The sequence below is a fragment of the Nocardia takedensis NBRC 100417 genome (assembly GCF_000308695.1).
Taxonomy (GTDB): Bacteria; Actinomycetota; Actinomycetes; order Mycobacteriales; family Mycobacteriaceae; genus Nocardia; species Nocardia takedensis.
Window position 1 is genome coordinate 181,483 of the sequence record NZ_BAGG01000002.1, and the last position, 24,958, is coordinate 206,440.

The 24,958-nt window shown below is 68.2% G+C and carries 23 protein-coding genes and 1 tRNA gene; 16 read left to right on the forward strand and 8 right to left on the reverse strand.

Translation table 11 applies throughout. From position 1 onward, the window contains the following. Positions 1-4: 4 nt before the first annotated feature. Both ON30_RS00995 and ON30_RS01000 read left to right on the forward strand, forming a co-directional pair. Positions 5-1,864: an ABC transporter ATP-binding protein gene (locus ON30_RS00995; protein WP_040703477.1), complete on the forward strand. Its 1,860-nt coding sequence runs from the start codon at positions 5-7 to the stop codon at positions 1,862-1,864. A 66-nt stretch (positions 1,865-1,930) separates the two neighbouring features. Next, the gene (locus tag ON30_RS01000) at positions 1,931-2,527 is read left to right on the forward strand and encodes a putative glycolipid-binding domain-containing protein (protein ID WP_083911066.1); all 597 of its coding nucleotides are present in this window, start codon (positions 1,931-1,933) and stop codon (positions 2,525-2,527) included. Between the two features lie 6 nt (positions 2,528-2,533). Here ON30_RS01000 and ON30_RS01005 read toward each other — a convergent pair whose 3' ends face one another. Continuing rightward, complete coding sequence (locus tag ON30_RS01005; protein WP_040703361.1) at positions 2,534-3,484, reverse strand: prephenate dehydrogenase; 951 nt, start codon at positions 3,482-3,484, stop codon at positions 2,534-2,536. A gap of 58 nt (positions 3,485-3,542) precedes the next feature. On the opposite strand from ON30_RS01005, the gene ON30_RS01010 reads away from it, so the two are divergent. The 3 genes from ON30_RS01010 to ON30_RS01020 all read left to right on the forward strand — a co-directional run bounded on the left by ON30_RS01010 (position 3,543) and on the right by ON30_RS01020 (position 4,698). Continuing rightward, on the forward strand, positions 3,543-4,085 hold the full coding sequence (locus ON30_RS01010) for a tRNA adenosine deaminase-associated protein (protein ID WP_040703363.1): 543 nt from the start codon (positions 3,543-3,545) through the stop codon (positions 4,083-4,085). Between the two features lie 35 nt (positions 4,086-4,120). Beyond that, positions 4,121-4,555 carry a nucleoside deaminase gene (locus ON30_RS01015; protein WP_040703478.1) on the forward strand — a complete coding sequence of 145 codons (435 nt, stop codon included), beginning with the start codon at positions 4,121-4,123 and terminating at the stop codon, positions 4,553-4,555. A 52-nt stretch (positions 4,556-4,607) separates the two neighbouring features. After that, positions 4,608-4,698: transfer RNA gene (locus ON30_RS01020), tRNA-Ser, on the forward strand. Positions 4,699-4,766: 68 nt separating this feature from the next. On the opposite strand, the gene ON30_RS01025 is transcribed toward ON30_RS01020, so the two are convergent. After that, positions 4,767-5,693, reverse strand: coding sequence for a helix-turn-helix domain-containing protein (locus ON30_RS01025; protein ID WP_040703364.1), 927 nt, complete (start codon positions 5,691-5,693; stop codon positions 4,767-4,769). A gap of 460 nt (positions 5,694-6,153) precedes the next feature. Here ON30_RS01025 and ON30_RS38690 point away from each other — a divergent pair, with 460 nt between their 5' ends. The 3 genes from ON30_RS38690 to ON30_RS01040 all read left to right on the forward strand — a co-directional run bounded on the left by ON30_RS38690 (position 6,154) and on the right by ON30_RS01040 (position 7,316). Continuing rightward, positions 6,154-6,327, forward strand: coding sequence for a hypothetical protein (locus tag ON30_RS38690; protein WP_157183572.1), 174 nt, complete (start codon positions 6,154-6,156; stop codon positions 6,325-6,327). 149 nt (positions 6,328-6,476) lie between these two features. Beyond that, the gene (locus tag ON30_RS01035; RefSeq protein ID WP_040703366.1) at positions 6,477-6,692 is read left to right on the forward strand and encodes a hypothetical protein; all 216 of its coding nucleotides are present in this window, start codon (positions 6,477-6,479) and stop codon (positions 6,690-6,692) included. Positions 6,693-7,130: 438 nt separating this feature from the next. Further along, the gene (locus ON30_RS01040) at positions 7,131-7,316 is read left to right on the forward strand and encodes a hypothetical protein (RefSeq protein ID WP_040703479.1); all 186 of its coding nucleotides are present in this window, start codon (positions 7,131-7,133) and stop codon (positions 7,314-7,316) included. Positions 7,317-7,348: 32 nt separating this feature from the next. Here the strand turns inward: ON30_RS01040 and ON30_RS01045 are convergent, their stop codons facing one another. Continuing rightward, entirely contained in the window at positions 7,349-9,616 is a 2,268-nt protein-coding gene (locus tag ON30_RS01045) for an MMPL family transporter (protein WP_040703367.1), read from the reverse strand. Positions 9,617-9,784: 168 nt separating this feature from the next. Beyond that, the gene (locus ON30_RS01050) at positions 9,785-12,082 is read right to left on the reverse strand and encodes an MMPL family transporter (RefSeq protein ID WP_040703370.1); all 2,298 of its coding nucleotides are present in this window, start codon (positions 12,080-12,082) and stop codon (positions 9,785-9,787) included. Positions 12,083-12,283: 201 nt separating this feature from the next. On the opposite strand from ON30_RS01050, the gene ON30_RS01055 reads away from it, so the two are divergent. The 5 genes from ON30_RS01055 (at position 12,284) to tgt (ending at position 18,472) form a co-directional block, all read left to right on the forward strand. After that, complete coding sequence (locus ON30_RS01055) at positions 12,284-12,877, forward strand: TetR/AcrR family transcriptional regulator (protein ID WP_040703371.1); 594 nt, start codon at positions 12,284-12,286, stop codon at positions 12,875-12,877. Positions 12,878-12,966: 89 nt separating this feature from the next. Further along, on the forward strand, positions 12,967-13,452 hold the full coding sequence (locus ON30_RS01060) for an RrF2 family transcriptional regulator (protein WP_040703372.1): 486 nt from the start codon (positions 12,967-12,969) through the stop codon (positions 13,450-13,452). Between the two features lie 67 nt (positions 13,453-13,519). Next, the gene (locus ON30_RS01065) at positions 13,520-15,256 is read left to right on the forward strand and encodes an ABC transporter ATP-binding protein (RefSeq protein ID WP_040703373.1); all 1,737 of its coding nucleotides are present in this window, start codon (positions 13,520-13,522) and stop codon (positions 15,254-15,256) included. After that, positions 15,253-17,172, forward strand: coding sequence for an ABC transporter ATP-binding protein (locus tag ON30_RS01070; RefSeq protein WP_051028797.1), 1,920 nt, complete (start codon positions 15,253-15,255; stop codon positions 17,170-17,172). The genes ON30_RS01065 and ON30_RS01070 overlap by 4 nt, the downstream gene beginning before the upstream one ends. Positions 17,173-17,227: 55 nt before the next feature. Further along, positions 17,228-18,472 (forward strand): tRNA guanosine(34) transglycosylase Tgt, encoded by a 1,245-nt coding sequence (gene tgt / locus ON30_RS01075; protein ID WP_040703481.1) that lies wholly within the window; start codon positions 17,228-17,230, stop codon positions 18,470-18,472. Between the two features lie 21 nt (positions 18,473-18,493). Here tgt and ON30_RS01080 read toward each other — a convergent pair whose 3' ends face one another. Then, positions 18,494-19,273 carry a queuosine precursor transporter gene (locus ON30_RS01080; protein WP_085999242.1) on the reverse strand — a complete coding sequence of 260 codons (780 nt, stop codon included), beginning with the start codon at positions 19,271-19,273 and terminating at the stop codon, positions 18,494-18,496. Positions 19,274-19,358: 85 nt separating this feature from the next. On the opposite strand from ON30_RS01080, the gene ON30_RS01085 reads away from it, so the two are divergent. Beyond that, positions 19,359-19,895 carry a DUF4190 domain-containing protein gene (locus ON30_RS01085; RefSeq protein WP_040703377.1) on the forward strand — a complete coding sequence of 179 codons (537 nt, stop codon included), beginning with the start codon at positions 19,359-19,361 and terminating at the stop codon, positions 19,893-19,895. 63 nt (positions 19,896-19,958) lie between these two features. On the opposite strand, the gene ON30_RS01090 is transcribed toward ON30_RS01085, so the two are convergent. The 3 genes from ON30_RS01090 to ON30_RS01100 are packed head-to-tail and all read right to left on the reverse strand — an operon-like array spanning position 19,959 to position 22,216. After that, entirely contained in the window at positions 19,959-20,663 is a 705-nt protein-coding gene (locus ON30_RS01090) for an RDD family protein (protein ID WP_040703379.1), read from the reverse strand. A 53-nt stretch (positions 20,664-20,716) separates the two neighbouring features. Next, positions 20,717-21,661 (reverse strand): tRNA glutamyl-Q(34) synthetase GluQRS, encoded by a 945-nt coding sequence (gene gluQRS / locus ON30_RS01095; protein ID WP_040703381.1) that lies wholly within the window; start codon positions 21,659-21,661, stop codon positions 20,717-20,719. 36 nt (positions 21,662-21,697) lie between these two features. Further along, positions 21,698-22,216, reverse strand: a complete 519-nt coding sequence (locus ON30_RS01100) for a DUF309 domain-containing protein (RefSeq protein ID WP_040703382.1) — start codon at positions 22,214-22,216, stop codon at positions 21,698-21,700. A 421-nt stretch (positions 22,217-22,637) separates the two neighbouring features. Between ON30_RS01100 and ON30_RS01105 the strand changes: the two genes are divergently transcribed. Next, a complete protein-coding gene (locus tag ON30_RS01105) occupies positions 22,638-22,847 on the forward strand; it encodes a DUF397 domain-containing protein (protein WP_085999243.1) in 210 nt (69 codons plus the stop codon). Between the two features lie 240 nt (positions 22,848-23,087). Next, positions 23,088-24,842 (forward strand): WS/DGAT/MGAT family O-acyltransferase, encoded by a 1,755-nt coding sequence (locus ON30_RS35800; RefSeq protein WP_051028798.1) that lies wholly within the window; start codon positions 23,088-23,090, stop codon positions 24,840-24,842. The last annotated feature ends 116 nt before the right edge of the window (positions 24,843-24,958 follow it).

Sequence of the window (24,958 nt, forward strand, 5' to 3'; positions counted from 1 at the left end):
GGTCGTGACGGACGAGAAGGCCACCGACGAGAAGACCACCGACGAGCAGGCGGACTGGCGGGGCATCGCCGGCGAGGACCGCGAGGTCGACGTCACCGGAAACCTGGTGCTGGCCGGTCGATCCCGGCGACTGCTGCTGAGCCTGGTGCGCCCGTATCGACGGCGCGCGCTGCTGGTGCTGCTGCTGATCGTGGTCGACAACGCGGCCAAGGTCTCCGCGCCGCTGTTCATCGCGCACGGCCTCGACGTCGGCATCGCGTCCGGTCGGGTGGGTGACTGGGCGCCGATGGCGTGGACGGTCGCGGGGTTCGTGGGGACCATCGCCCTGAGCGCGCTGACCACCTACCTGTTCATCCGGTTGTCGGGGTCGCTGAGTCAGGCCGTGCTGTTCGATCTGCGGGTGCGCCTGTTCGCGCACACCCAGCGGCTGAGCGTGTCCTTCCACGAGAAGTACACCTCCGGCAAGGTCGTGGCCCGGCTCACCGCCGACGTGGAAACCCTCCAGGAACTGCTGGAGGGCGCGCTCAACCAGGCGATGAGCGCGATCCTGTCGGTGCTGACCATCGCGGCGCTGCTGATCTACCTGGACCAGATGCTGGCCGCGATCGTGCTCGTCGGGTTCGTGCCGCTGGCGTTGGTGACCCGCTGGGCCCAGCGCCGTCAGCGCGCGGGCTACCGCCGCACCCGGGGTGCCATCGCCCGGGTGGTGGTGCAGTTCGTGGAGTCGATGGGTGGGATGCGCGCGGTCCAGGCGTTCCGCCGTGAACAGCGCAACGAGTCGGTGCTCGCGGCCGAGGACGGCGAATACCAGACCGCGACGACCGCGGCCATGCGCGGCATGGGCGACTACGCGGGCCTGACCCGCCTGCTGGGCAACCTGACCACGGTGATCGTGTTGGTGGTCGGCGCGTGGCAGGTCATCGAGGGCAATCTGGCGCTCGGCGTGCTCGCGGCCTATCTGCTCTACCTCAACGAGTTCTACGGCCCGCTGGACGAACTCGCGCAGGTGTTCAACTCCTACCAGTCCGCCGCGGCGGCGTTGGAGAAGATCTCCGGGGTGCTCGAGGAGGAACCGTTGGTGGCCGAACCGGACGATCCGGCCGTGCCGGACCCGGTGCGCGGCGCGTTGCGGATGACGGGCGTGCGCTTCGGTTACGACCGGAGCGGCGCGGACGAGCGCACTGTGCTGCCCGAATTCGACCTCGACATCCCGGCGGGGCAGGTCATCGCGCTGGTCGGGGCGACCGGCGCGGGCAAATCCACCCTCGCCAAGCTGCTGACCCGCTTCTACGACCCCACCGCGGGCACGGTCACCCTCGACGGCGTCGACCTGCGCCGGATCCCCGACGCGGACCTGCGCAGGCATGTGGTGATGGTCACGCAGGAGTCGTATTTGTTCTCCGGATCGGTCGCCGACAACATCCGGTTGGGACGTCCCGGAGCCGCCGACGAGGAGGTGCGCGCCGCCGCCCGCGCGGTCGGACTGCACGATTTCGTCACCACCCTGCCGGGCGGTTACGACACCGACGTCCGCAAACGCGGGGGCAGACTGTCCGCCGGACAGCGTCAGTTGGTCGCCTTCGCCCGGGTGTTCCTGGCCGACCCCGCGGTGATCGTGCTCGACGAAGCCACCTCCAGCCTGGACATTCCCGGCGAACGACAGGTGCAGCGGGCACTGGAGACGGTGCTGCGCGAGCGCACCGCCGTCATCATCGCCCACCGCTTGTCCACCGTGTCGATCGCCGACCGGGTGCTGGTGCTGGACCGTGGCCGCGTCGTGGAGGACGGCGCACCGGCGGAGTTGATCGCGGGCGACGGACGGTTCGCCGGCCTGCACGCGGCGTGGCAGGAGTCGCTGGTGTGACCGATCCGCGCGCTCCCGGTGGCCGTGTGATGCGGTCGCCGGGGGTTTGTCGCTTACGGTAGAGACGTGACCAATCCAGCCCCTGGTTCCGAGAACGCGTCACGGTGGCCGGCGATTCTGACGTGGCGTTCGCACAACGCCACGCGGATGGAGTCGGTGCGGGTGACCGTGAACGGCAATCGCATCCGCGCCGCCGGGCGCATGATCGGCGGCGCGTGCGACGACCACCCCGCGTTCAGTGCCTCCTACGACCTGGTCACCGACGAGAACGGCGTCACCAAACGCCTGTCGCTGCGCGCCACCACCGCCGCGGGAGAGCGGCACGCCTCCATCGCCCGCGACGAGGAGGACTACTGGTTGGTCGACGCGGGCGGCAGCCACATCCGCTCCACCTTCGGCGGCGCGCTCGACGTGGACGTGGTGCTCAGCCCGTTCTTCAACACCCTGCCGATCCGGCGGTTCGGCTTGCAGCACGCGGTCGAGGACGTGCACGTCCCCGTCGTCTACGTGCGACTGCCCGATCTGCTCGTGCAGGAGGCCAGCCTCGTCTACAGCAGCGGAACCGACGGCATCAGCGTGCTCTCGCCGGTGTCCAGCGCCACCGTGACGGTCGACGCCGACGGATTCCTGCTCGACTATCCGGGGCTGGCCGAACGCATCTAGCGGGGCTCACGGCAGTTTCGTGAACACCTCGCCGCGCAGGCCCGCCTCGCGCAGCAGGCGCAGCCAGTCGTGGTCGCCGGGCGCGACGTCGGTGATCTCCCGCCGTCGCGCCGTCTCGTACTCCACGCGTCCGTCGTGGCCCGCCTGGGTGAGCTCGGCCAGTGACCCTTCTTCGCGCAGGGTGTCGCGGGCGGCGGCCAGCACCGTCAGGGTGTCCTCGAGCACCTCGAGCAGAGCGTCCCGGTTGGGTTCGCAGATGGCCCTGACCAGGTCCGGCGCGGTGCCCGCCACCCGGGTTCCGTCGCGGAACGACCCCGCCGCCAGCCCCAACGCCAGCGCGCCGCCGCCCGCGCCCGACACCGCCAGCGCCTCCGCCAGCACGTGCGGCAGATGCGAGACGCGGGCCACCGCGCGGTCGTGGTTGACCGAGGTGACCGGCACCACCACCGAACCGCAGTCCAGCGCCAGGCGCGCCACCCGCGTCCACGCGCTCGCGTGCGTGCCCTCGTCCACCGTCACCGCCCACACCGCGCCGCGAAACAACTCGGGATCGGTTGCCGACCAACCCGATTCGGCGGTGCCCGCCATCGGATGCCCGCCCACGTAGCGTTCGGCCAGTCCGCGCGCGCGCACCGCGTCCGCCACCGGGCCCTTCACACTCACCACATCAGTGAGCACACAATGGGGAGCGAGGGATTCGATCACCGACAGCAGATGATCCACCGCGGGCATCGGCACCGCGATCACGATCAGCGCGTCGGATTCGGCGGCCCTGGTCAACGCCGCCGCGAGATCGTCGGTGACGTCGAAGCCGTCGGCCGCCGCGGCCCGCGCCCCCGCCGCGGAACGGTTCCAGCCCCAGGCCGGATACCCGGCCGCCGTGGCGGCGCGCAGCACCGAACCACCGATCAAACCCACCCCGAGGACGCAAACAGGTGTCTTCTGGTCACGACTCATGCGAACAGATTCCCATACGACTTCAGTAATCGGGCTCGAGCAGACTACCGTTGCGGCCATGGCAGCACAGCGCTCGGGCACGAACAGGGCGACGTCGGAGGAAGACTACGACGACGTGGAAGGGTTCGCAGTGGCGGTTGTCCGCGAAGACGGCAAATGGCGGTGTAGTCCGCTGAGTTCCGCGGCGCTGACCACCCTGTCCGCGGCCGAGGACGAACTGAAGGAACTGCGCAGCTCGGGAGCCGTGTTCGGCCTGCTCGACGTCGACGACGAATTCTTCGTCGTGCTGCGTCCAGCGCCCAGCGGCACCCGCCTGCTGATCTCCGACGCCACCGCGGCGATCGACTACGACATCGCCGCCGACGTGCTCGAGGCGCTCAACATCGAGATCCCCGACCTGGACCCCGACGAACTCGATGACATCGAACCCTGGGAAGAGGGCGACCTGGGCGTGCTGGCCGACCTGGGCCTGCCCGAACCGGTGCTGAGCGTCATCCTCGCCGAAACCGACCTCTACCCGGACGAACAACTCGGCATGATCGCCCAGCGTCTCGGTTTCGCCAACGAACTCTCCGCGGTGCTGGACAAGCTGCCCCGGTGAGTCCGCCGCCCAACCCGGCCGAGGCCGACGCCGCCATGCTGCGGGTCGCGCTCGCCGCCGCGGCCGCCGCCGACCCACGCGACGTCCCCGTCGGCGCGGCCGTGTTCGATTCGGCCGGAAGGGAACTCGCGCGCGCCGCGAACGCCAGGGAAGCGCTCGGCGACCCCACCGCGCACGCCGAGATCATCGCGCTGCGCCGCGCCGCCGCGATCGTCGGCGACGGGTGGCGACTGGAGAACACCACCCTCGCCGTCACCCTGGAACCGTGCACCATGTGCGCGGGCGCGCTGGTCGCCGCCCGCGTCGGCCGACTCGTCTTCGGCGCCTGGGAACCCAAGACCGGCGCCGTCGGCTCCCTGTGGGACGTCGTACGCGACCGCCGCCTCAACCACCGCCCCGAAGTCCGCGCGGGCGTCCTGGAACCCGACTGCGTCGCCCTGCTCGACGCCTTCTTCCGCAGCCAACGCTGACCCCTCACCAGCCGATTTAGCGATCCCCGGCCCGTCCGGTATCGTTCTTGGCGGTGGCGTGTCCGAGCGGCCTAAGGAGCACGCCTCGAAAGCGTGTGAGGGGTAACCCCCCTCCGAGGGTTCAAATCCCTCCGCCACCGCCAAGAGCCCCTCACTTGAATTGCCAGGTGAGGGGCTTTTTCTGTGTCTCAGGCCGGTAGGGGTCCGCGTGTCATTTGCCCACCATGTCCGGGTCGACGCGACGCAGGGCGGAGGCCAGCCATTCGGACCCGCGGTGCTCGGCGGGCATCGCGCCGAGACCGCGGGCGGCTTCCTCGGCGGCCCGGCCGGTGTCGCCGAGCATGGACAACACACCGGCCCGTTGCACCGCGGCAAATCCCGTGGACCACCAGTACATCGACGGGGGCGCTTCCAGCCCGTCCGCCGATTCCGACGCCGCGTCCGCGAGCACGAGGCAGTGCTGCGCGTCCCGCCGCTCTCCGTGCGCCGCGAGCAGTTCCGCGCGGCGCATCCTGCCGTAGGCGTCGAGGACCGGATGCGCGGCGGGCACCGCCAAGGCGGCATCGGACAGGGCGAGCACTTCGCCGTAATCGCCGCCGGACACGGTGACATACCCCAGGAAACCGAGGCTGTGCGCGAGTCGGTCGGCGTCGTCGGCTTGCTCGGCGAGGCTCACGGCCGTGCCCACTGTCCGCCGCGCGGTCGCGTCCGCCCCGATCGCGTGCTCCAACCACCCGCGATACTGGGTGATCTCCGAGGCCAGCGCCGCCGCTTCCCTCCGCGCGTATCGGGATTCGCGGACGAACATCTCGATCATGGTCGACATCCCCCGCACCGTGGGCAATACGGCCGCCGCGCCGACGGCGTCTTCGACGCGCCGGGTGGAGGCGAGCATCGTGGCGACCTCGGACAGGGCCGCCGGATCTACGGTGGCAGGCGTCCGCACCGCCGCGTTCAGCCGACCCAGATCCGCGCCGAGCACCCGCTCGTAAGCCGCGGTCACCCCTGGCGGGACGGGGCGACGGCCGGTCTCGACCAGCGACAGATACGACTTCCCGTAGAAGGTCCGTTCGGCCATCGCACGCAGGGAGATCCCGGCCGCCGCACGGGCGGCACGGAGAACAGCGCCCGGTTCCATCTCTCCACGGTAGCGCGGTAGTGGACGCCTGTGGACGCGAAATCGTTTCGTAGCCGGGGCGTTTCGATGAATGCTCGTCTCGGCCCCACCGCCGCGTCGACACGCGAACGACCGGCACCACGCGGCATGATCGCGCGGTCCGCGGCGGTGGGTGCCTACCAACTCATCGCAGGGGAGAGGCAGGGGATGAATTCGACGCTCGGTGTGACCGACCTCGATACGAGATGCGCCCTCGACGGGGCGCGGTACGGCGTCGGGTGCCGAGGTGCGCACCGTCGGCTGGTTACGGAGGTCCGGGGCGGTGGCCGATGAACTGGGGTGAGGTCGGTCTGGTGGCGGTGGTCGCGGTACCGGTCGCCGTGGTCGTCGCGATGATTTTCTGGCCGTCCGACTACGACGGGGGTGGCGACAGGTGAGCACACCACGCCGAAAGTCGTGGAACACGAACGACTATGCGGCGATGGCTGACGACTACGCGGACCACTTGGTCCGGCTCGCGGAAGTCGTCGGCCCGCCGCGGGTATTCGTGCCGATCGCCGAACTCGGACGCACCACCGCGCACCTGCCGTTCCTCGACTATCGCGAGTGGCGTGCGGCGCTGGACGCGATGATCGACCAGGAGATCGACGGGTGATGATCGAGCATGCGGGCCGAACGAACGGGAAGATTTTCGAGTTCCCGAGGGGGTGAGTTTCGGGCGTGGGTGGGTATCTCGCGAACCAAGAAGGAGAGCGCGGATGAGTGTGACGCTCTGGGTGTCACCGAACTAGCCGCGGTAGAACAATGCGCGACAGTTATTCGAGAGTCGGTGGACTGATTGTCCTGATCTGGTTGGTCATCGGCGTGATCGCCGCGGCGCAACGAGGGTATTTCGACAGCGGGCCGGTCAACTGCGCCGGTTTCGGAACGATCGCGGTGACCACGGTCGCCGGGCCGTTGAACTACATGGGTGTGAACCCGAAGATCGACGACTGCAACGTTCCGCAGCCCAGCCCGTAGTACGGGAGCGATGATCGGGGCCGGGTTCGCGTACCCGGCCCCCATCTCGTTTGTGGCGGCCCGTGCCTGGCTAGCCATCGGTTCGCGGCTGCATCGCCGGTAGATCGCCACCGAACAGAGCGCCTGCGGATCGCCCCTGCGATCCGAGCGAGATCCGACGATTGTCAGCCCGCCGTGCTGCGTGAGACAATGTTTCACACGAAACAGCGCAATCGTTTCGTACGCAACGCAAGACGCCACAGAGTTGCCCGTGGATGGCCGGAAATCAGCCGTCCGGGGCCGGAGTCATCCGCTGGGGCCGCAGAAAGGGACGTGTCCGACCCCGCGCGGGTTGCTCGACTTCTTACGCGAGTGCGGAAGGATGCGATGACTATGCGCGACCGCGACCGTGCGATCCCGCGACGACAATCCCCCTCGTTCGGAGCCCGAATCGCGAGCATGCTGCTGATGGTCTGGCTGGCCACCGGGCTGCTCGCCGCGGCGCAACGCGACTACTTCCAGGTCGGCCCGATCGATTGCGCCGGTTTCGGCACGATCGCGCTCACCGCCGTGGCCGGACCGTTGAACTATGTGGGGGTGAATCCCAAGGTCGCCGAGTGCGACGTGCCGGAACCGAGCCGCTGAGGCGTCCCCGCGCGCACGGGGACGCCGCACGGTCAGCGGGAATCTTCGCGCAGGGCATGCAGTTTCGCGCCTTCGACATCGATGTCGGGCACGATCCGGTCCAGCCAGGCCGGTATCCACCAGGCGCGGTCGCCCAGCAGGACCAGCAGTGACGGGATCAGGACCATCCTGACCAGGAACGCGTCGAGCAGGACGCCCGCGGCCAGCGCGAAACCCATCTGCTTGGCGGTGGCGTCGGTTTCCAGGATGAACGAGCCGAACACCGAGATCATGATGATCGCGGCCGAGGTGACCACGCGGGCGCCGTGGTGGTACCCGGAGACCATCGCCTCTTTCGGCGGTTTGCCGTGCACGTATTCCTCGCGCATCCGGGTGACGAGGAATACCTGGTAGTCCATGGCGAGTCCGAAGACGAGTCCGATGAGCATGATCGGCAGGAAGCTGACCAGCGGGTGCGGATCGTCGATGAGGCCGAGCGCGCCGTCCTGGAAGATCAGCACGGTCGCGCCGAAGGTCGCGGCCATGGACAGCAGGAATCCGAGCGCGGCGGTGAGCGGCACGAGGATGGAGCGGAACACCAGGATGAGCAGGATGAACGCCGCGCCCGCCACGATGGCGAGGTAGGGCACGATCTTGCCGAGCAGCACGTGGTCGATGTCGGCGTAGATGGCGGTGGTGCCGGTGATGCCGTAGCTGATGCCGAATTCGTCGGCGAGGCGTTGTTCGTCGGCGCGGGCGTCGCGCACCAGGTCCTTGGTCTCCTGGTTGTTCGGTCCGGCTTTCGGGACGCCGTCGAGCAGCGCGCCGAGCCCGTCCCGACTCATCTGCGGTTCGGTGACGTATTCCATCGCGGGGTAGCCGGCGAGGGTGTCGCGCAGGGCCGTCAGCGCGCGGGCCCGGTTCTCCGGGGCGACGCCTTCCAGGTCGACGGCGACCTGGAGCACACCGTTGCTGCCCTCGCCGAATCCCTCGGTGCGCAGTTCGTAGGCTTTGCGCACGGTGGTGGTCTTGGCCATGCTGTCCTCGCCGGGCAGGCCGAGGTTCAGGTTGACGGCGGGGGCGGCGAGCAGGCCGAGCACCACGATGCTCAGCACCAGCGTCACCACCGGCATCCGGCCGATGACCCGCGCGACCCGCATACCGTTGGTGACCTGGCTGTCGTCCTCGGGATCGTGCTGGGCGACCAGGGGCAGTTTCGGCTTGAACAGGGCCTTGCCGAACGCGCCGAGCAGCGCGGGCATCAGGGTGATGGCGGTGAGCACGGCGAAGGCCGCAGCGATCGCGCCGCCCAACCCCATGAACGTCAGGAACCGCACGCCGACGATCGCCAGTCCGACCAGCGCGATGATGACGGTGAGGCCGGCGAACACCACCGCGGACCCGGCGGTGCCGAGCGCGGTGCCCGCCGCCTCCTCCGGTGAATCCCGCACCGCGAGTTCGTGTTTGTAGCGGGAGACGATGAACAGCGCGTAGTCGATGGACAGCGCGATGCCGATCATCGAGGCGAGGAAGGTGGTGAAGCTGGGGATGGACACGATCGAGGTGCCGAGGAAGATCAGCGAGGTCGCCGCGCCGAGGCCGACGATCGCGGTGACGATCGGGACGAAGGCGGCCGCGATCGCGCCGAAGGCGATGATCATCACGACCAGGGCCACGGCCATGCCGATGAGTTCGGATTTCCCGCTCGGCCCGCCCTGTTCGATGGCGATGGTGCCGCTCATCTCCACGGTGAGTCCGGCGGCGCGCGCCGGGTCGGCGGCGTCGTAGGCGGCGGTGCGGTCCGCGTCGGTGATGGCGCTGAAATCGGGGATGGTGAACGGGACGCTGAAGTAGGCGACCGTCTCGGGAGCGGTGCGGCTCAACACGTTCAGCGGCGCGCCGCTGCACAGGCTCGGCGCGGGGTCGGGGACCAGGCAGCCCATCTGTTCGGTGGCGGTGATCGGATTCGTGATCGGGGTGGTCTTGTCGACGATGTCGAGTTGTCCGACCCGGCCGATCAATTCGTCGAGCGCCGCGCGGTTCGTCGGGTCGGTGAGTTTCTGGCCCGCGGGTGCGCCGACCACGTAGGTGCCGGTGACGGCGTCGAACTCGAACGCGGCGGACAGGCCGGGGAAATGCTTGTCGAGGATTTCCGTGGCGCGTTCGGAGGGCAGGTTCGGCATGCTGAAGTCGTCGGTCATCGGTTCCTTCAGCTGACCGCCCAGGATTCCGAGCAGCAGGAACAGCGCCAACCACACCGGCAGCACGATCCATTTCCGACGGAAGGCGAACTTCCCCCACCGATACAGATACACGGACACAGCGTTCTCCTCGCGATCGGTTGGAGCCGGTTCGGATGGAGCAGCGGAGCTGGATCGTTCACTTTCGAGTCTGCTTGGCACGCGACCCGATATCAAACATCCCCCGGAAACGGGTCCGGCCCCGCGTCCGAGGTGGACGCGGGGCCGAACGGGTCGAGCGGGGTCGGGTCAGCTGACGCCGACCGGTTCCTTCGTGAGGTCGGCGGACTGCTTGTCCTGCAACTCACGCAGTTTCGCGCCCTCGACGTCGATGTCGGGCAGGATGCGGTCCAGCCAGGCCGGAATCCACCAGGACCACTTGCCCATGATCACCAGCAGCGCCGGGATCAGGACCATGCGCACGATGAAGGCGTCGAACAGGACACCGGCGGCCAGCGCGAAGCCGAAGGACTTCGCCGTGACGTCGGTCTCCAGGATGAAGGACGCGAACACCGAGATCATGATGATCGCGGCCGAGGTGACCACGCGGGCGCCGTGGTGGTAGCCCGAGACCATCGCCTCCTTCGGCGACTTGCCGTGCACGTATTCCTCGCGCATCCGGGTGACCAGGAACACCTGGTAGTCCATCGCGAGACCGAACACGAGTCCGATCAACATGATCGGCAGGAAGCTGACCAGCGGATGCGGATCGTCGATCAGCCCGAGTTCACCCTCCTGGAAGATCAGCACCGTCGCGCCGAAGGTCGCCGCCATCGACAGCAGGAATCCGAGCGCCGCGGTGAGCGGGACCAGGATCGAGCGGAACACCAGGATCAGCAGGACGAACGCCGCGCCCGCCACGATGGCCAGGTAGGGCACGATCTTGCCGAGCAGCACGTGGTCGACGTCGGCGTAGATGGCGGTGGTGCCGGTGATCCCGTACTCCATGCCGTACTGCGCCTTCAGGTCGCCTTCGGCGTCGCGGGCCTCGCTGACCAGATCCTTGGTGGCCTGGTTGTTGGGACCCTGCTTCGGGACGCCGTCGAGCATCACGCCCGCGCCGTCCTCGCTGAAGGTGGGCGCGGTGACGTAGTCCATGCCCGGGTAGGAGGCGAGTTTGGCGCGCAGCGCGTCCACGGCCTCGGCGCGCTTGTCCGGTGCGACCGCGGACAGGTCCGCGACCACGTTGAGGATGCCGTTGCTGCCCTCGCCGAACCCTTCGGTGCGCAGTTCGTAGGCTTTGCGCACGGTCGAGGTCTTGGGCGCGCTGTCGTCGCCGGGCAGACCCAGGTTCAGACCCGCGGCCGGGGCGGCGAGCGCGCCGAGCACGACGACGCTCAGAATCAGTGCGATCCACGGGAACTTGCCGATCAGCCTGCCGAAACGCATGCCGTTGGTGACGGCCTGGTCGTCCTCGGGATCGTGCTGGGCGACCAGCGGCAGCTTCGGCTTGAACAGAGCCTTGCCGAACGCGCCGAGCAGCGCGGGCATCAGGGTGATGGCGGTGAGCACGGCGAAGGCCGCAGCGATCGCGCCGCCCAGACCCATGAACGTCATGAACTGCACGCCGACGATGCTGAGTCCGCCGAGGGCGATGATGACGGTCAGACCGGCGAACACCACCGCCGAACCCGCGGTGCCGAGCGCGATGCCGGCTGCTTCCTCGGGCGAATCCTGCACGGCACGTTCATGTTTGAAGCGCGACACGATGAACAGCGCGTAGTCGATGGACAGCGCGATGCCGATCATCGAGGCGAGGAAGGTGGTGAAGCTGGGGACCTCGATGAACGAGGTGCCGAGCATGATCAGCGAGGTCGCCGCGCCGAGGCCGACGATCGCGGTGACGATCGGGACGAAGGCGGCCACGATCGCGCCGAAGGCGATGATCATCACGACCAGGGCCACGGCCATGCCGATCAGTTCGGACTGGCCGCTGGGGCCTTCCTGGTTCTGCGCGATCGAACCGCTCATCTCCACGGTCAGGCCGGCGTTGCGCGCCTCGTCGGCCACGTCGTAGGCGGCTTCGCGCTGTTCGGCCTTGATGTCGGTGAAGCTGGCGATCGTGAACGGCACGTTCATGATCGCGACCGAGGCGGGGGCGTCGGCGCTGAGCACGTTCAGCGGTGCGCCACTGCACTGCGACGGATCGGGGTTGCTCAGGCAGCCCATCTTGTCGGTGGCCTCGACCGGGTTGGTCAGCGGCTTGCTGTGGTCGACGATGTCGAGTTGACCGAGTCGGGCGATGAACGCGTCGAGCGCCGCACGGTTCGCCGGGTCGGTCAGTTTCTGGCCGTCGGGGGCGGCGACGACGTAGAGGCCGGTGACGGCATCGAATTTGAACGCCTCGGACGCGCCGGGGAAGTGCTTGTCGAGGATTTCGTTGGCCCGTTCCGAAGGCAGTGCGGGCATGCTGAAGTCGTTCGTCATCGGCTTGCTGAGCTGCGAGCCCAGTCCACCGATTAGTACGAGCAGCAGAAGCCACACGGGCAGCACTATCCATTTCCGGCGGAAAGCGAACTTTCCCCATCGATAGAGATATACGGACACGCGAGAACTCCTAGCGGTGACTGGGACGTGCTGGATCGTGGCGCGTAGACAGCACACTCGCGGGGCGCCCTGCCCCCGCCTCCAATTGACGCTTTCTGCCTACCGTGCGGTAGGTAGACTACCTATCGGATAAGCGGAGGCACAACCTCGATTTCGGGGCTTCGCTGAGCTCGGGCGCAGGTGTGGTGAGAGGATCTTCTAATGGTTGTCCGTGACGCGTCGGATACTGTTGTCGCAGCTAGCGGCACGAAAATCGCGATTCGCGACGCCGCCGTGAAGCTCTTCGGGAGCAAAGGATTCGAGCAGACGAGTCTGCGCGAGGTCGCCGATGCGGTGGGAATCACAAAAGCATCCCTCTACTATCACTACCCGTCGAAGCTCGATCTGCTAATGGCGATCATCGATCCGATCATCGAGCATCTGCGCGACGTGGTCGAGGACATCGACGCCGTACCGCACGACGCCGAGGGCATCCGCGCGGTCCTGCGCACCTACCTGCGCGGACTGATCCGCCACCGCGACGCGGGCGCGCTGTGCATCCGCGACACGGCCGCGATCGTCAACGCGATGGCCGACCGGTATCCGGACGTGATGGACTCCAATCGCCTGCTGCGCGAATGGCTCGCCGGACCCGATCCGACCCCGGAGGCGGAACTGCGGGCCTGCGCCGCGCTCGAGGTGATCGGAGTCGCGTTGATCTCCAAGGAGATCGTGCCCGCCGCCGACGACGTGCAACTCGAGTCCACCCTGCTCGACGCGGCCACCCTGGTCCTGGCCCCGAGCTCACCGCGATAGTGGTCCGGGCCACCGCCCGGCGTAGATTCGAGGCCGATCGCGCGGCGCGCGCCGCGCGAGGTGTCCACCCCGGCTCCCAGGAGTGATCCGTGCACATCACCGCGAAGATCGACTACGCGGTGCGAACCCTGCTCGAAATCGCGCGCGCGGCGCACGGCGGCAGCGAAGCCGCCCTCAAGGCCGACGCCATCGCCGCCGAGCAGTCGATCCCGCCCAAAGTGCTCGAAACGGTGCTCGGCGATCTGCGCCGGGCGAAACTCGTGGTCAGCAGACGCGGCCCGGACGGCGGCTACTGGTTGGCCCGCCCCGCCGCGCAGATCTCGGTGGCCGACGTCATCCGCGCGATCGAGGGGCCGTTGGCCTCGGTGCGCGGACAGCGGCCCGAGGATGTCAGCTACCGCGGAGCAGCCGAATCGCTGCAACGGGTGTGGATCGGTTTACGGGTCAATATCCGGGCCATCCTCGAGAACGTCACCATCGAGGAGATCGCTTTGGGAGCTTTGCCCGAATTCGTCGACGCGCTCACCGACGACCCCGGCGCGTGGGCCCGACGCGAGCCCTCCGCGCGTTCATGACCAGCGAACAACGCAGGTCAAGAAAGCGGACGACGATGTCATCGGCAGCCGGTAGCCTGCGTTCATCATGTTGACCGGACTGTTACGTACCTACCTCGGCCCCTATCGCTCGCAGCTGGCCGGGGTGGTCGTGCTGCAACTGATCTCCGTGATCGCGATGCTGTATCTGCCGAGTCTGAACGCCGACCTGATCGACGGCGGCGTCACCAAAGGCGATATCGGCTACATCTGGAACACCGGCCTGTGGATGCTCGCGGTCAGCGCCGTGCAGATCGTCGCCTCGGCGTTCTCGGTCTACCTGGGCGCGCAGGCCGCCATGGGCGCGGGGCGCGACCTGCGCGGCGCGCTGCTGCACCGGGTCGGCACCTTCTCCGCGCGCGAGGTCGGCATGTTCGGCGCGCCTTCGCTGATCACCCGCAACACCAACGACATCCAGCAGGTCCAACTGCTGATCGTGATGTCGGCGACCATCCTGGTGATGGCCCCGATCATGTGCGTCGGCGGCATCTTCATGGCGCTGCGCGAGGATATGGCGCTGTCGTGGCTGCTGCTCATCGCGGTGCCCGCACTCGCGCTGTCGATGGGTCTGATCGTGGCGCGGATGGTGCCCGGTTTCCGGCAGATGCAGTTCCGCATCGACGAGGTCAACCGGGTGCTGCGCGAGCAGATCACCGGCATCCGCGTGGTGCGCGCCTTCGTCCGGGAACGGCAGGAGACCTGGCGCTTCGGCGTCGCCAACAGCGAACTCACCGAGACGGCGCTGCGCGTCGGCAAGTTGATGGCGTTGATGTTCCCCACGGTCATGCTGATCAGCAACGTCACCGCGGTCGGCGTGATCTGGTTCGGCGGCCACCTCGTCGACGACGGCACCATGCAGATCGGCTCGCTCACCGCGATGCTGGCCTACATCATGCAGATCCTCATGGCGGTCATGATGGCCTCGTTCCTGGCCATGATGGCGCCGCGTGCCGCGGTCTCGGCCGACCGGATAGGCGACGTGCTGGTCACCGAATCCTCGGTGGTTCCGCCCGCCGATCCCGAGGCGTTCGCCGAGGACACGGCGTGCACCGTCGAATTCACCGCGGCCGAATTCAGCTTCCCCGGTGCGGAGAAACCGGTGCTCGAGGGCATCGATTTCCGTGTCGAACCGGGCACGACCACCGCGATCGTCGGGTCGACGGGCGCGGGCAAGACCACCCTGATCAACCTGGTGCCGCGCCTGATCGACGTCACCGCGGGCGCGGTCCTGGTCGGCGGCCTCGACGTGCGCCGACTCGATCCCGAGGCGCTGCGCGCCCGGATCGGCCTGATCCCGCAGAAGGCGTATCTGTTCTCCGGCACCGTGGCGAGCAACCTGCGCTACGGCCGCCCCGACGCCACCGACGACGAACTGTGGCAGGCACTCGAGATCGCCCAGGCCGCCGATTTCGTGCGCGAGATGCCGCAGGGCCTGGAGACGCCGGTAGCCCAGGGCGGCACCACCGTCTCCGGCGGCCAACGCCAACGCCTCGCCATCGCGCGGGCGCTGGTGCGCAGGCCGGGGATCTACCTGTTCGACGACTCGTTCTCCGCGCTCGACGTGGCCACCGACGCCCGCCTGCGTGCCGCGCTCAAACCCGTCACCGGGGATGCCGCGGTCGTCATCGTCGCCCAGCGCATCTCGACCATCCGCGACGCGGACCAGATCGTGGTGCTCGAGGACGGCGTGATCGCCGGGATCGGCACCCATGACCAATTGCTCGGCGACTGCGCCGAATACCGCGAGATCGTCGAATCGCAGTTGAGCGCGGAGGAGGTCCGATGAGACCCGGTGGTCCGATGGCGGGAGCGCCGGACGCCAAGGCGAAATCCTTCGGGCCGTCGCTGAAACGCCTGCTGCGCAGGCTCGCGCCGGAGAAGTTCTACGTCGGCACGATCGTCGCCCTGGTCATCGCCGCGGTCGTGTTCAACACCCTGGGCCCCTACATCCTCGGCAACGCCACCAACCTGGTCTTCGACGGACTCGTCGGCAAACAGCTCACCGCCTACTCCGGGATGAGCAAGGACCAGGTCGTGGAGGTCCTGCGCTCGCGCGGGGAGAACACCTTCGCCGACATGCTCGGCGCGATGGACGTGGTGCCGGGCGTCGGCGTCGATTTCGACGCGGTCGGCCGGGTGCTGCTACTGGTCCTCGGGCTCTACGTCCTGGCCGCGATCTTCGGCTGGTTGCAGGGCTACCTGCTCAACGTCGTCATCAACCGCACCGTCAAACGGTTGCGCGGCGAGGTCGAGGACAAGATCCACCGGTTGCCGCTGCGCTACTTCGACTCCGCGCCGCGCGGCGACGTGCTCAGCCGCGTCACCAACGACGTCGACAACGTCTCGCAGAGTCTCCAGCAGACCCTCAGTCAGCTGCTGGTCTCGGTGTTCTCGGTGATCGGCATCCTGATCATGATGTTCTGGATCTCGCCGCTGCTGGCGCTGATCGCGCTGCTCACCGTGCCCGCCGCGGTCGTGGTGACGGCGCTGATCGCCAAACGGTCCAAACCGCACTTCGTGAACCAGTGGAAGTACACCGGCATGGTGAACGCCCAGGTCGAGGAGGCCTACACCGGCCACGAGGTGGTCACCGCGTTCGGGCGCAACCGCGAGGTCGGCGAGGAGTTCGACAAGCGCAACCAGGAACTCTACGACGCCAGCTTCAAGGCGCAGTTCATCTCCGGCCTGATCATGCCCGCGATCATGTTCCTGGGGAACGTCAACTTCGTGCTGGTCGCGCTGGTCGGCGGCCTGCGGGTCGCCACCGGGCACATCTCCCTCGGCGAGGTCCAGGCGTTCATCCAGTACTCGCGCCAGTTCAGCCAGCCACTGACCCAGATCGGCGCGATGGCGAACCTGCTCCAGTCCGGCGTCGCCTCGGCAGAGCGGATCTTCGAGATCCTCGACGCCGAGGAGCAGTCCCCGGAGCCGAAGATGAACGATGTGCGTCCCCTCGATCGCGGCCGCGTCGAGTTCGAGGCGGTCTCGTTCCGCTACGAACCGGACAAGCCGATCATCGAGCGACTGTCGCTGGTCGCGGAGCCGGGGCACGTGGTCGCCATCGTCGGTCCGACCGGCGCGGGCAAGACCACGCTGGTCAACCTGCTGATGCGCTTCTACGAACTCGACGCGGGCACCATCACCATCGACGGCGTCGACATCACCGAGATGACCCGCGACAACCTGCGCTCGCGCATGGGCATGGTGTTGCAGGACACCTGGCTGTTCAAGGGCACCATCCGGGAGAACATCGCCTACGGCGATCCGGAGGCGAGCGAGGAGCAGATCCTCGAGGCCGCGCGCGCCGCCTACGTCGACCGGTTCGTGCACGCGCTGCCCGACGGCTACGACACCCTCATCGACGAGGAGGGCTCCGGCGTCAGCGCGGGCGAGAAGCAGTTGATCACGATCGCGCGGGCGTTCCTGGCCAAACCGTCGATCCTGATCCTGGACGAGGCGACGAGTTCGGTCGACACCCGCACCGAGTTGCTGGTGCAGCACGCCACCGCCGCGTTGCGCCGCGACCGCACCAGTTTCGTGATCGCGCACCGGCTCTCGACCATCCGCGACGCCGACATGATCGTCGTCATGGAAGCCGGGCGCATCGTGGAGTACGGCAACCACGAGCGCCTGTTGGAGGAGCGCGGCCCGTACTTCCGCCTCTACAACGCGCAGTTCGCGGCCGCCGCGGCCGACGCCTGAGCGCGGCGAGGACCGCAGGCGCGGGCCGGTGACCCGCGCCTGCGAGGATGGCAGCGTGGCAGCACCCGAATCCTTCACCTTCACCGTCGGCGCCCGCCTCGAGGGCAGGCACGGGCGCGCCGGGGTGATCGACACCCCGCACGGGTCGATCGCCACCCCGGCGTTCATCCCCGTCGGCACCAAGGCGACGGTGAAAGCGGTACTGCCGGAGACGATGAAAGAGATCGGCGCGCAGGCGCTGCTCGCCAACGCCTACCACCTCTACCTGCAACCCGGCTCCGACGTCATCGACGAGGCGGGCGGTCTGGGTGCGTTCATGAACTGGCCGGGCCCGACCTTCACCGACAGCGGCGGCTTCCAGGTGATGTCGCTCGGGGTGGGGTTCAAGAAGGTCATCGCCATGGAGGCCGTCGACGTGCGCAGCGACGACGTGATCGCCAAGGGCAAGGAGCGGTTGGCGACCGTGGACGACGACGGGGTCACCTTCCGTTCGCATCTGGACGGGTCGCGGCACCGCTTCACCCCCGAGGTGTCGATGGGCATCCAGCATCGCCTCGGCGCGGACATCATGTTCGCCTTCGACGAGTTGACGACGCTGCTCAACACCCGTGAGTACCAGGAGAAGTCGGTGCGGCGCACCCACGCGTGGGCTCAGCGCTGCATCGATGAGCACGAACGGTTGACCGCCGAGCGCGCGCACCGCCCCTACCAGGCGTTGTTCGCGGTGATCCAGGGCGCCCAATACGAGGATCTGCGGCGCAAGGCGTGCCGGGACCTGGAGACGATCCGCGGCGCGGGCGGCACCGAATTCGACGGATACGGGATCGGCGGCGCGCTGGAGAAGCACAATCTCGGCACCATAGTCGGCTGGTGTTGCGACGAGCTTCCCGAGGCCAAACCGCGGCACATGCTCGGCATCAGCGAACCGGAGGACGTGTTCGTCGCGGTGGAGAACGGCGCGGACACCTTCGACTGCGTGAATCCCTCGCGGGTGGCCCGCAACGCGGCGATCTACGTGGCGGAGGGCCGGTTCAACATCAACACGAGTCGGTTCCGGCGCGATTTCGAGCCGATCGACACCGACTGCGACTGCTACACCTGCGCGAACTACTCGCGCGCCTACATCCACCACCTGTTCAAGGCGAAGGAGATGGTGGCCGCGACGCTGTGCACCATCCACAACGAGCGTTTCACGATCCGGTTGGTCGACCGGATCCGGGCCAGTATCGAGGGCGGCTACTTCGACGAGTTCAAGGAGCAGTCGCTCGGGGTGTGGAAGACCTTGTCCCGCCGCGGGTGACGCCCGCGGCGGGTGCTCGGCTCAGGCGTGCAGGGGATCGGACGCGCTGGGCGCGTAGGTGGGTTCGTGCTTCTTGAGCAGGGCGATCACCCGATAGGTGATCGGCATGACCACCACCTCGCACAGTGTCTTCCACAGGAAGCCGATGATCACGTAGTTGACGAACTGTTGCCAGGTGTCGATGCCGATGGCGCCCGCGGCGATCGAGCAGAAGATCAGCGTGTCGGCGAATTCACCGACGACGGTCGACCCGATCAGCCTGGCCCACAGATACTTCTCCTTGGTGCGTTCCTTGATCAGCACCAGCGTCGCCGAATTGAGCAGCTGACCGACGAAATATCCGGCCAGACCGGCGATCACCAGCCGCGGCGTGGTGCCGATGACGGTGCGGAACGCCTCCTGGTTCTCGTAGAAGCCCGCCGCGGGCAGTCGGATGGCGATGGCGAAGCAGACCACCGTCAGCAGCAGGGCGGCGAAACCGTAGTAGATGGCGTGCCGGGTGGCGCGGAACCCGTAGACCTCGCTCAGCACGTCGCCGAGGATGTAGGCCAGCGGGAACAGGAAGAAGGCGCCGTCGGTCGCGATCGGCAGGACCTGTAGCGGCCCCAGCGACACCGACTGGTCGCCGAAGAACTCCACGCCTTTGGTGGCGCAGATGTTGGAGATGATGAGGGTCGCGGTGAACAGTGCGACGATGGCCGGGTAGTACCCCCGCGCGACCTGGGCGAACGCCACGTGGTCTGCGGGGCGCCCAGACCCCTCGTGGTCTTCGGACTTGATGGAATCACTCACGCGGCCCATCCAACCAGGTCGGCACGGCCGGGGCGGGCACTCGGGGACGGCTTCGCCCGTACCCCGGTCGGTCCGTGCGCATTAGTCTGTAGCCATGACGAAGCCCGGCGATTCCGACGAGTGGTGGAAACAGTACGGCGGCGAAGGCGTATCGCCGGAGTCCGGCGGCCAGAGCTCGGGGCCGCAGTACCCGACCTCCGAACCCCCGTCCGGATATCCCTCGGCTCCGCAGTACCCGCAGCAGCCGCCGCCCTCGCAGCCGCAGTACCCCCAGCAGTCCCAGCCGCAGTACCCGCAGCAGTCGCCGTATCCCCAGCAGGGGCCCTACGGTCAGCCGCAGCCGCCCGGGTACGGGTATCCGCCCGGGTACTCCCCGTACGGTCAGCCGGTCGCGCAGGGCACCAACGGGTTGGCGATCGGCGCGCTGGTGTCCTCGCTGATCGGGCTGTGCACGTGCAGCATCGGCTCGATCGTCGGCATCATCCTGGGCGCGATGGCGCTCAACCAGCTCAAGGAACGGCCCGGTCAGGAAGGGCGCGGCATGGCGCTGGCCGGCATCTGGGTCGGCGTCGGCGGCATCGTCGCCTGGGTCATCTACATCGTGGTGGTGCTGGCGACCAGTTCGGTCTGAGGTCCCCGAAGACGACGAAGGGGCGCTCCCGGCCGGGAGCGCCCCTTCGATGTTCGCGACCGCTTACTGCTGGGTCTTGAGGACCTGCGTGCCGCCGGCGAACTTGTCGTGCCAGCCCTGCTTGTTCGGGTCCTGCGAGATCGTGATCATGATGTAGATGACCAGGCCCAGCGTGACCAGGCCGCCGATGCACGGGATCACGTTGGCGATCATGAACGCGTTGCGCTTGAGCGAGGTCTCGGGGGTCATCGCGGCGCCGCCCGGGCCGACCACCTTCAGGCCCAGCAGCTTCTTGCCGACCGTCGCGCCCTGGTTGACGTCGAGCGCCACGAAGTAGCCGACCGCGACCGCGGTCCAGACCGCGCTGATGACGAAGCTCAGCACGATCGAGTCACCGAGCAGGGCGTTGATGATGCCCAGCGGGATGAACACGATCAGGTTGTCGATCAGACGCGCGCCGATCCGCACACCCAGATCGGCCGGGACACCGCCGCCGGGCGCGCCGTAGCCCTGCTGCTGGCCGTAGCCCTGCTGCGGGTACGCGTCCTGCTGACCGTACTGCTGCTGAGGCTGGCCGTAGGGCTGCTGCTGCCCGTACTGCGGCTGCTGCTGACCGTAGGGATCCTGCTGCCCGTACTGGGGCTGCTGGCCGTACGGCTGCTGCTGGCCGTACTGCGGCGGCTGCTGGCCGTACTGCGGCTGGCCCTGCTGCGGGTACTGTTGTCCGCCCTGGGGATACTGGTTGGGGTCGTAGCCACCGCTTGTCATAGTGTTTCGTCCTCGTCGTGATCAGGAGATCAGTAGATCGGTCGCTGCGTACGTTACGGACATTCGCGCGAATGCAACAACCCATTGTCCAGGAAGTTCCACGGGTGCCGCGGCAGGTCGGCGGGATCGAATCGGGTCAACAGCTCCGACGGTGTGCGCGCGCTATGGCCCAGGGAGCGCGCCAAGGCGGTGACCACGTCCTGCGAGGTCTCGCCCAGTGCCAGTCGATCCGCCAGCGTGACCGATCCGTCCCTTTTGGCCAGACGTTGTCCGTCGGCGTTCAACACCAGGGGGACATGGGCGTAATTCGGTACGGGCAGGTCCAACAGCGAAGCCAGATAAGCCTGCCGCGGCGTGGAGGGCAGCAGGTCGTCACCGCGCACCACCTGATCGATGCCTTGCGCCGCGTCGTCCACCACGACCGCGAGGTTGTAGGCGGGCATCCCGTCACCGCGCCGCAGCACCACGTCGTCCACCGGGCCGCGGTAGCGCCCGTGTAATTCGTCGACGATCTCGAATTCGTCGGTGTCGGCGCGCAACCGCAGCGCCGCGGGCCTGCCGGCAGCCACCCGCTCGGCCCGCTGCGCCGCCGTCAGGTCGCGGCAGGTGCCCGGGTACGCGCCCATCGGGCCGTGCGGCGCGGAGGCGGCCTGTTGGATCTCCCGTCGCGTGCAGAAACATTCGTAGGTGCGCCCGGCCGCGGTGAGCCGGTCGATCGCCGACTCGTAGCGCGGCAGACGCTCGCTCTGGCGCACCACCGGGCCGTCCCAGTCCAGTCCGATCGCGGCCAGATCGCGCAGTTGCCGTTCCTCCGCGCCCGGACGCACCCGGTCGAGGTCCTCCACGCGCAACAGGAAAGCGCGTCCGGTGGAACGGGCGAACAGCCAGGCCAGCAGCGCGGTGCGCAGATTGCCCAGGTGCAGGTCACCCGACGGGCTGGGTGCGTAACGGCCCGCGCCGCGGGTTTCCGGGGCGGCGGGCGCGGGTACCTCAGGCATCGGGACGAAGGCGAGCGGGTCCGGCGAGCACGACTGTCATGGTAGGTCGTCGGCGGTCGCCGTCAGCCGCGGCTTCAAATCGTCCTCGCCCAGCGGTGTTCCCGCGTCCAGCGCGGCCACCAAGATGGTCGCATGGGCGATTAGTCCCGAACGGTTGATTCCGTACGGGAGCGGAGCCCGCCGCCGTTCTCCGCTATCCGCCTCCGGGAACGCCTCCAGGCGCGCGACCGCACGGGTGAGCAGGGTCCGGGCGCCCTTCGGATTGCCCCGTTGTATGTGCGTGATGCCGACGGCGTATTGCGCCAAGCCCTGCCATAGCATCCGCTCAGCGAACGGCCCGTTCTTCCATGCCGCCTCCAATACCTCGTGTGCGTTGAATGCGAGTCCGTCATCCAGCAGTTGCTGGGCGAAGGAGAGAGTTTGCTGGGGTGGAAGATTCAGATCGTCCGGAATTCGGGGAACACCGGCACTGCCGTGCGGTAGCGGACGTCCGAATCGATCCCTCGGACGGGGGTTACGGGCGCGACCTGCCTCGTCGCGGGGGCGTTCGACCATGTACCCATGATCCACGGTGTCTCGGACATGTGTCACGGATGTGGCACACGGGTGGGTCAATTGACGGATCACAGACCAATCACGCCGGCGCAAAAGGTGAACTGGGGTGTCGAACAGCAATGAATGTCCGAGTCTGGCAATGCTCCCGCAACCTCGTATCTTCGCAAGGTTGGCAAATGCAAAGATCGAAAAATACTGGGGTCGGCAAACTATGGGCGGACCTGCTAGTGTTTGACGAGGGGTCACCCCCGCGAGGTGTTTTCACCTCGATTCACCGTGCGATTGCGACGCACCGTGAACGTAGCGCGCTTCCACTAGGCGCACCACGGGGATTCGGCGCTTCTCCGTCGAATACCGGTGCTGGGTACAGCGATGTCCGAAATAATTTCTCGTTTCTCGACGCAGCAAAGGAGCATGTGCCGTGGAGGTTGATCTGACGGGTGCGATGTGGCGCAAGAGCGTGCACAGCGGCCCCGACGGGAACTGCGTGGAAGTGGCATTTCTCGGCGACGGCAATGTAGCGGTCCGCGACACCAAGGACAATGGAATCGGCCCCGTGCTGGCCTTCACCCCCGGTGAATGGGACGCGTTTCTAACCGGCGTCTCGCGGGGCGGGTTCGGGCACGCCTGAGACGGGTTCGCAACCCGGTCAGCAGGGGCCCCGGGCCACGCGGGCTCGGGGCCTTCGCGGCCCCTTCATCGGTGAAAGCGCTGCGTGACAGCAATTCTCGCGTCGGTACGTGCCGGATCGACGCGGTCGCGTGAACGTTCCCCGTCTCGGCGATCCCGCCGGCGGTGATTCCCCGACGCCGCGGAATCACCGCCGGAGGGCATCGCCGGACGTCCTCGCCCGGGTCGATAGGCTCGGAAAATGGACGAACGCGAAGGATCGACAACGGAGTCGACACCGTCGCGTCGCCGCGGGGAACGGATCGCGCCGCAGGACGCCACCATGTACTGGCTGTCCCGGCGCACCCGCAACGACCTCTTCCTGCTCTACGCCTTCGCCGACACGGGCGTGCCCACCGGCGAACTCCGCGCGCGCGTCGTCGCCCGCGCCGCCCGAATCCCCGACCTGGGCATCCGGCTGCGCCCCGTCCCTCGCGACCTCGACTATCCGCGCTGGACGCCCTGTGATTTCCACCCCGACCAGTTCCTCGAACACGCCCTTCCTCAACGGAACTGGGCCGCATTGTTGGACGCGCTCGGCGGACTTCTCGACACCGGGGTACGAGCGGAGACGCGGCCGTGGCGGTTACACGTCTTCCGCGGGATCGTCGGAGCGCCCGATCCGTTCGGGGGTTCGGAGTCTGCGGTCACGGTGGCCGTCCTCCAGGTGTCCCACGCCCTCGCCGACGGGCAGCGCGCCGCCGCCATCGCGCGCGCACTGTTCGCGCCGGGTGACGCGGAAATCCCTGCCGCGATGGAAGGGACGTCGGTGCCTGCGAATTCGGCGCGAACACCCCGCCCGTGGCGGACCGCCGTGGACGGAACCCGAGGGGCGGAGCGCCTTCGCCTCGCCGCAGGCGCGGCCGGCCGTTCCCCGCTTCTCGACCGTGGCCGGTCGACGCTCGACGCCATGGTGGGCCTCTCGCGACTGCCCGTGCAGATGGTGTCGACCGTGACCCGCGGCATAGCGGCCTACCGCGCCCAACGCGAACTCGCGGAAGCCACCGCGGCGGGGCTCGTTCCCGAGCCGGGGCCCGCGTTCGAGCCGACGCTGGTGAATCGGCCCCCGGTCGGTGGCCCCGAGTCGGCCGATGTCTCCGGGGCGACGACTGGTGACCGAGAATCGTTCGGTGGCCCTGGGCCGGTCGATATCGAGGCGGTCGGTGTCTCGGGGGCCGTTGCTGTCGGGCCGGCCGGTGTGTCCGGGACCGCCCGCAAGCTGCCTCGTGCCGGTGTTTCGGAGCCAGTCGGTGTGTCCGGGACCGCAGGTGTCTCCGGGCACGCGGTGCGTCTGCTGGTTCTGGACGCGAACCGTCTGCGGGTACCGGGCCGGACCCTCACCGTCCTCGTCCTCACCGCGGTCTCGCTCGCCCTGGACGAATACCTCACCGCCCGAGGCGAACCGGTCCCGAGACTCGGTGCGCAAGTACCGGTGGCGGTCCGCGCGGGCGGCCGGGTTCGCAACCACTACCGCAGCGTCGGCGTCGACCTGCACATCGAAGAGTCGACGCTCGCCCGCCGGGCCGAGCTGATCGCCGCCGACCTCGCCGACCGCCGCGCCAGGATCCGTCACCCCCTGCTCGACGCGCAGGATCGCGTCACCACGGTCACCCCGGCGGCGGTGCTCCGTCGCGACGTGGCCGGCTATCCGCTCGACACCCCGCCCCGCATCGCCGGACACACCGTCGTCTCCAGCGTCGACCGCGGCCCCGCCGACCTCGATTTCGGCGGACATTCCCTGTTCACCGCGGGCTTCCCCGCCATCGGGCCGGTCATGCGCCTGACCCACGGCCTGCACGGCCTCGGCGAAACCCGCACCCTCTCGATCCACGCCGACCCCGCCGTCCTGCCCGATCTCGACGCTTACACCGCGCTGCTCCGGACGGCTCTTGTCCGAGTGGGCGACCTCGCGCCCGCCGAGAACGGCGAGCGACCTGCCGCACCACCCGGCACCTGAACGCCGCTACGTTCAGCGCCATTCCGTGGAGGTGTTCCTCGCCGGCCGCCGAGATCATGGCGCCACCGACACCGACCGGCCGTGTTCCGCCCGTGGTACCGGTCGGGCCGCCCGGT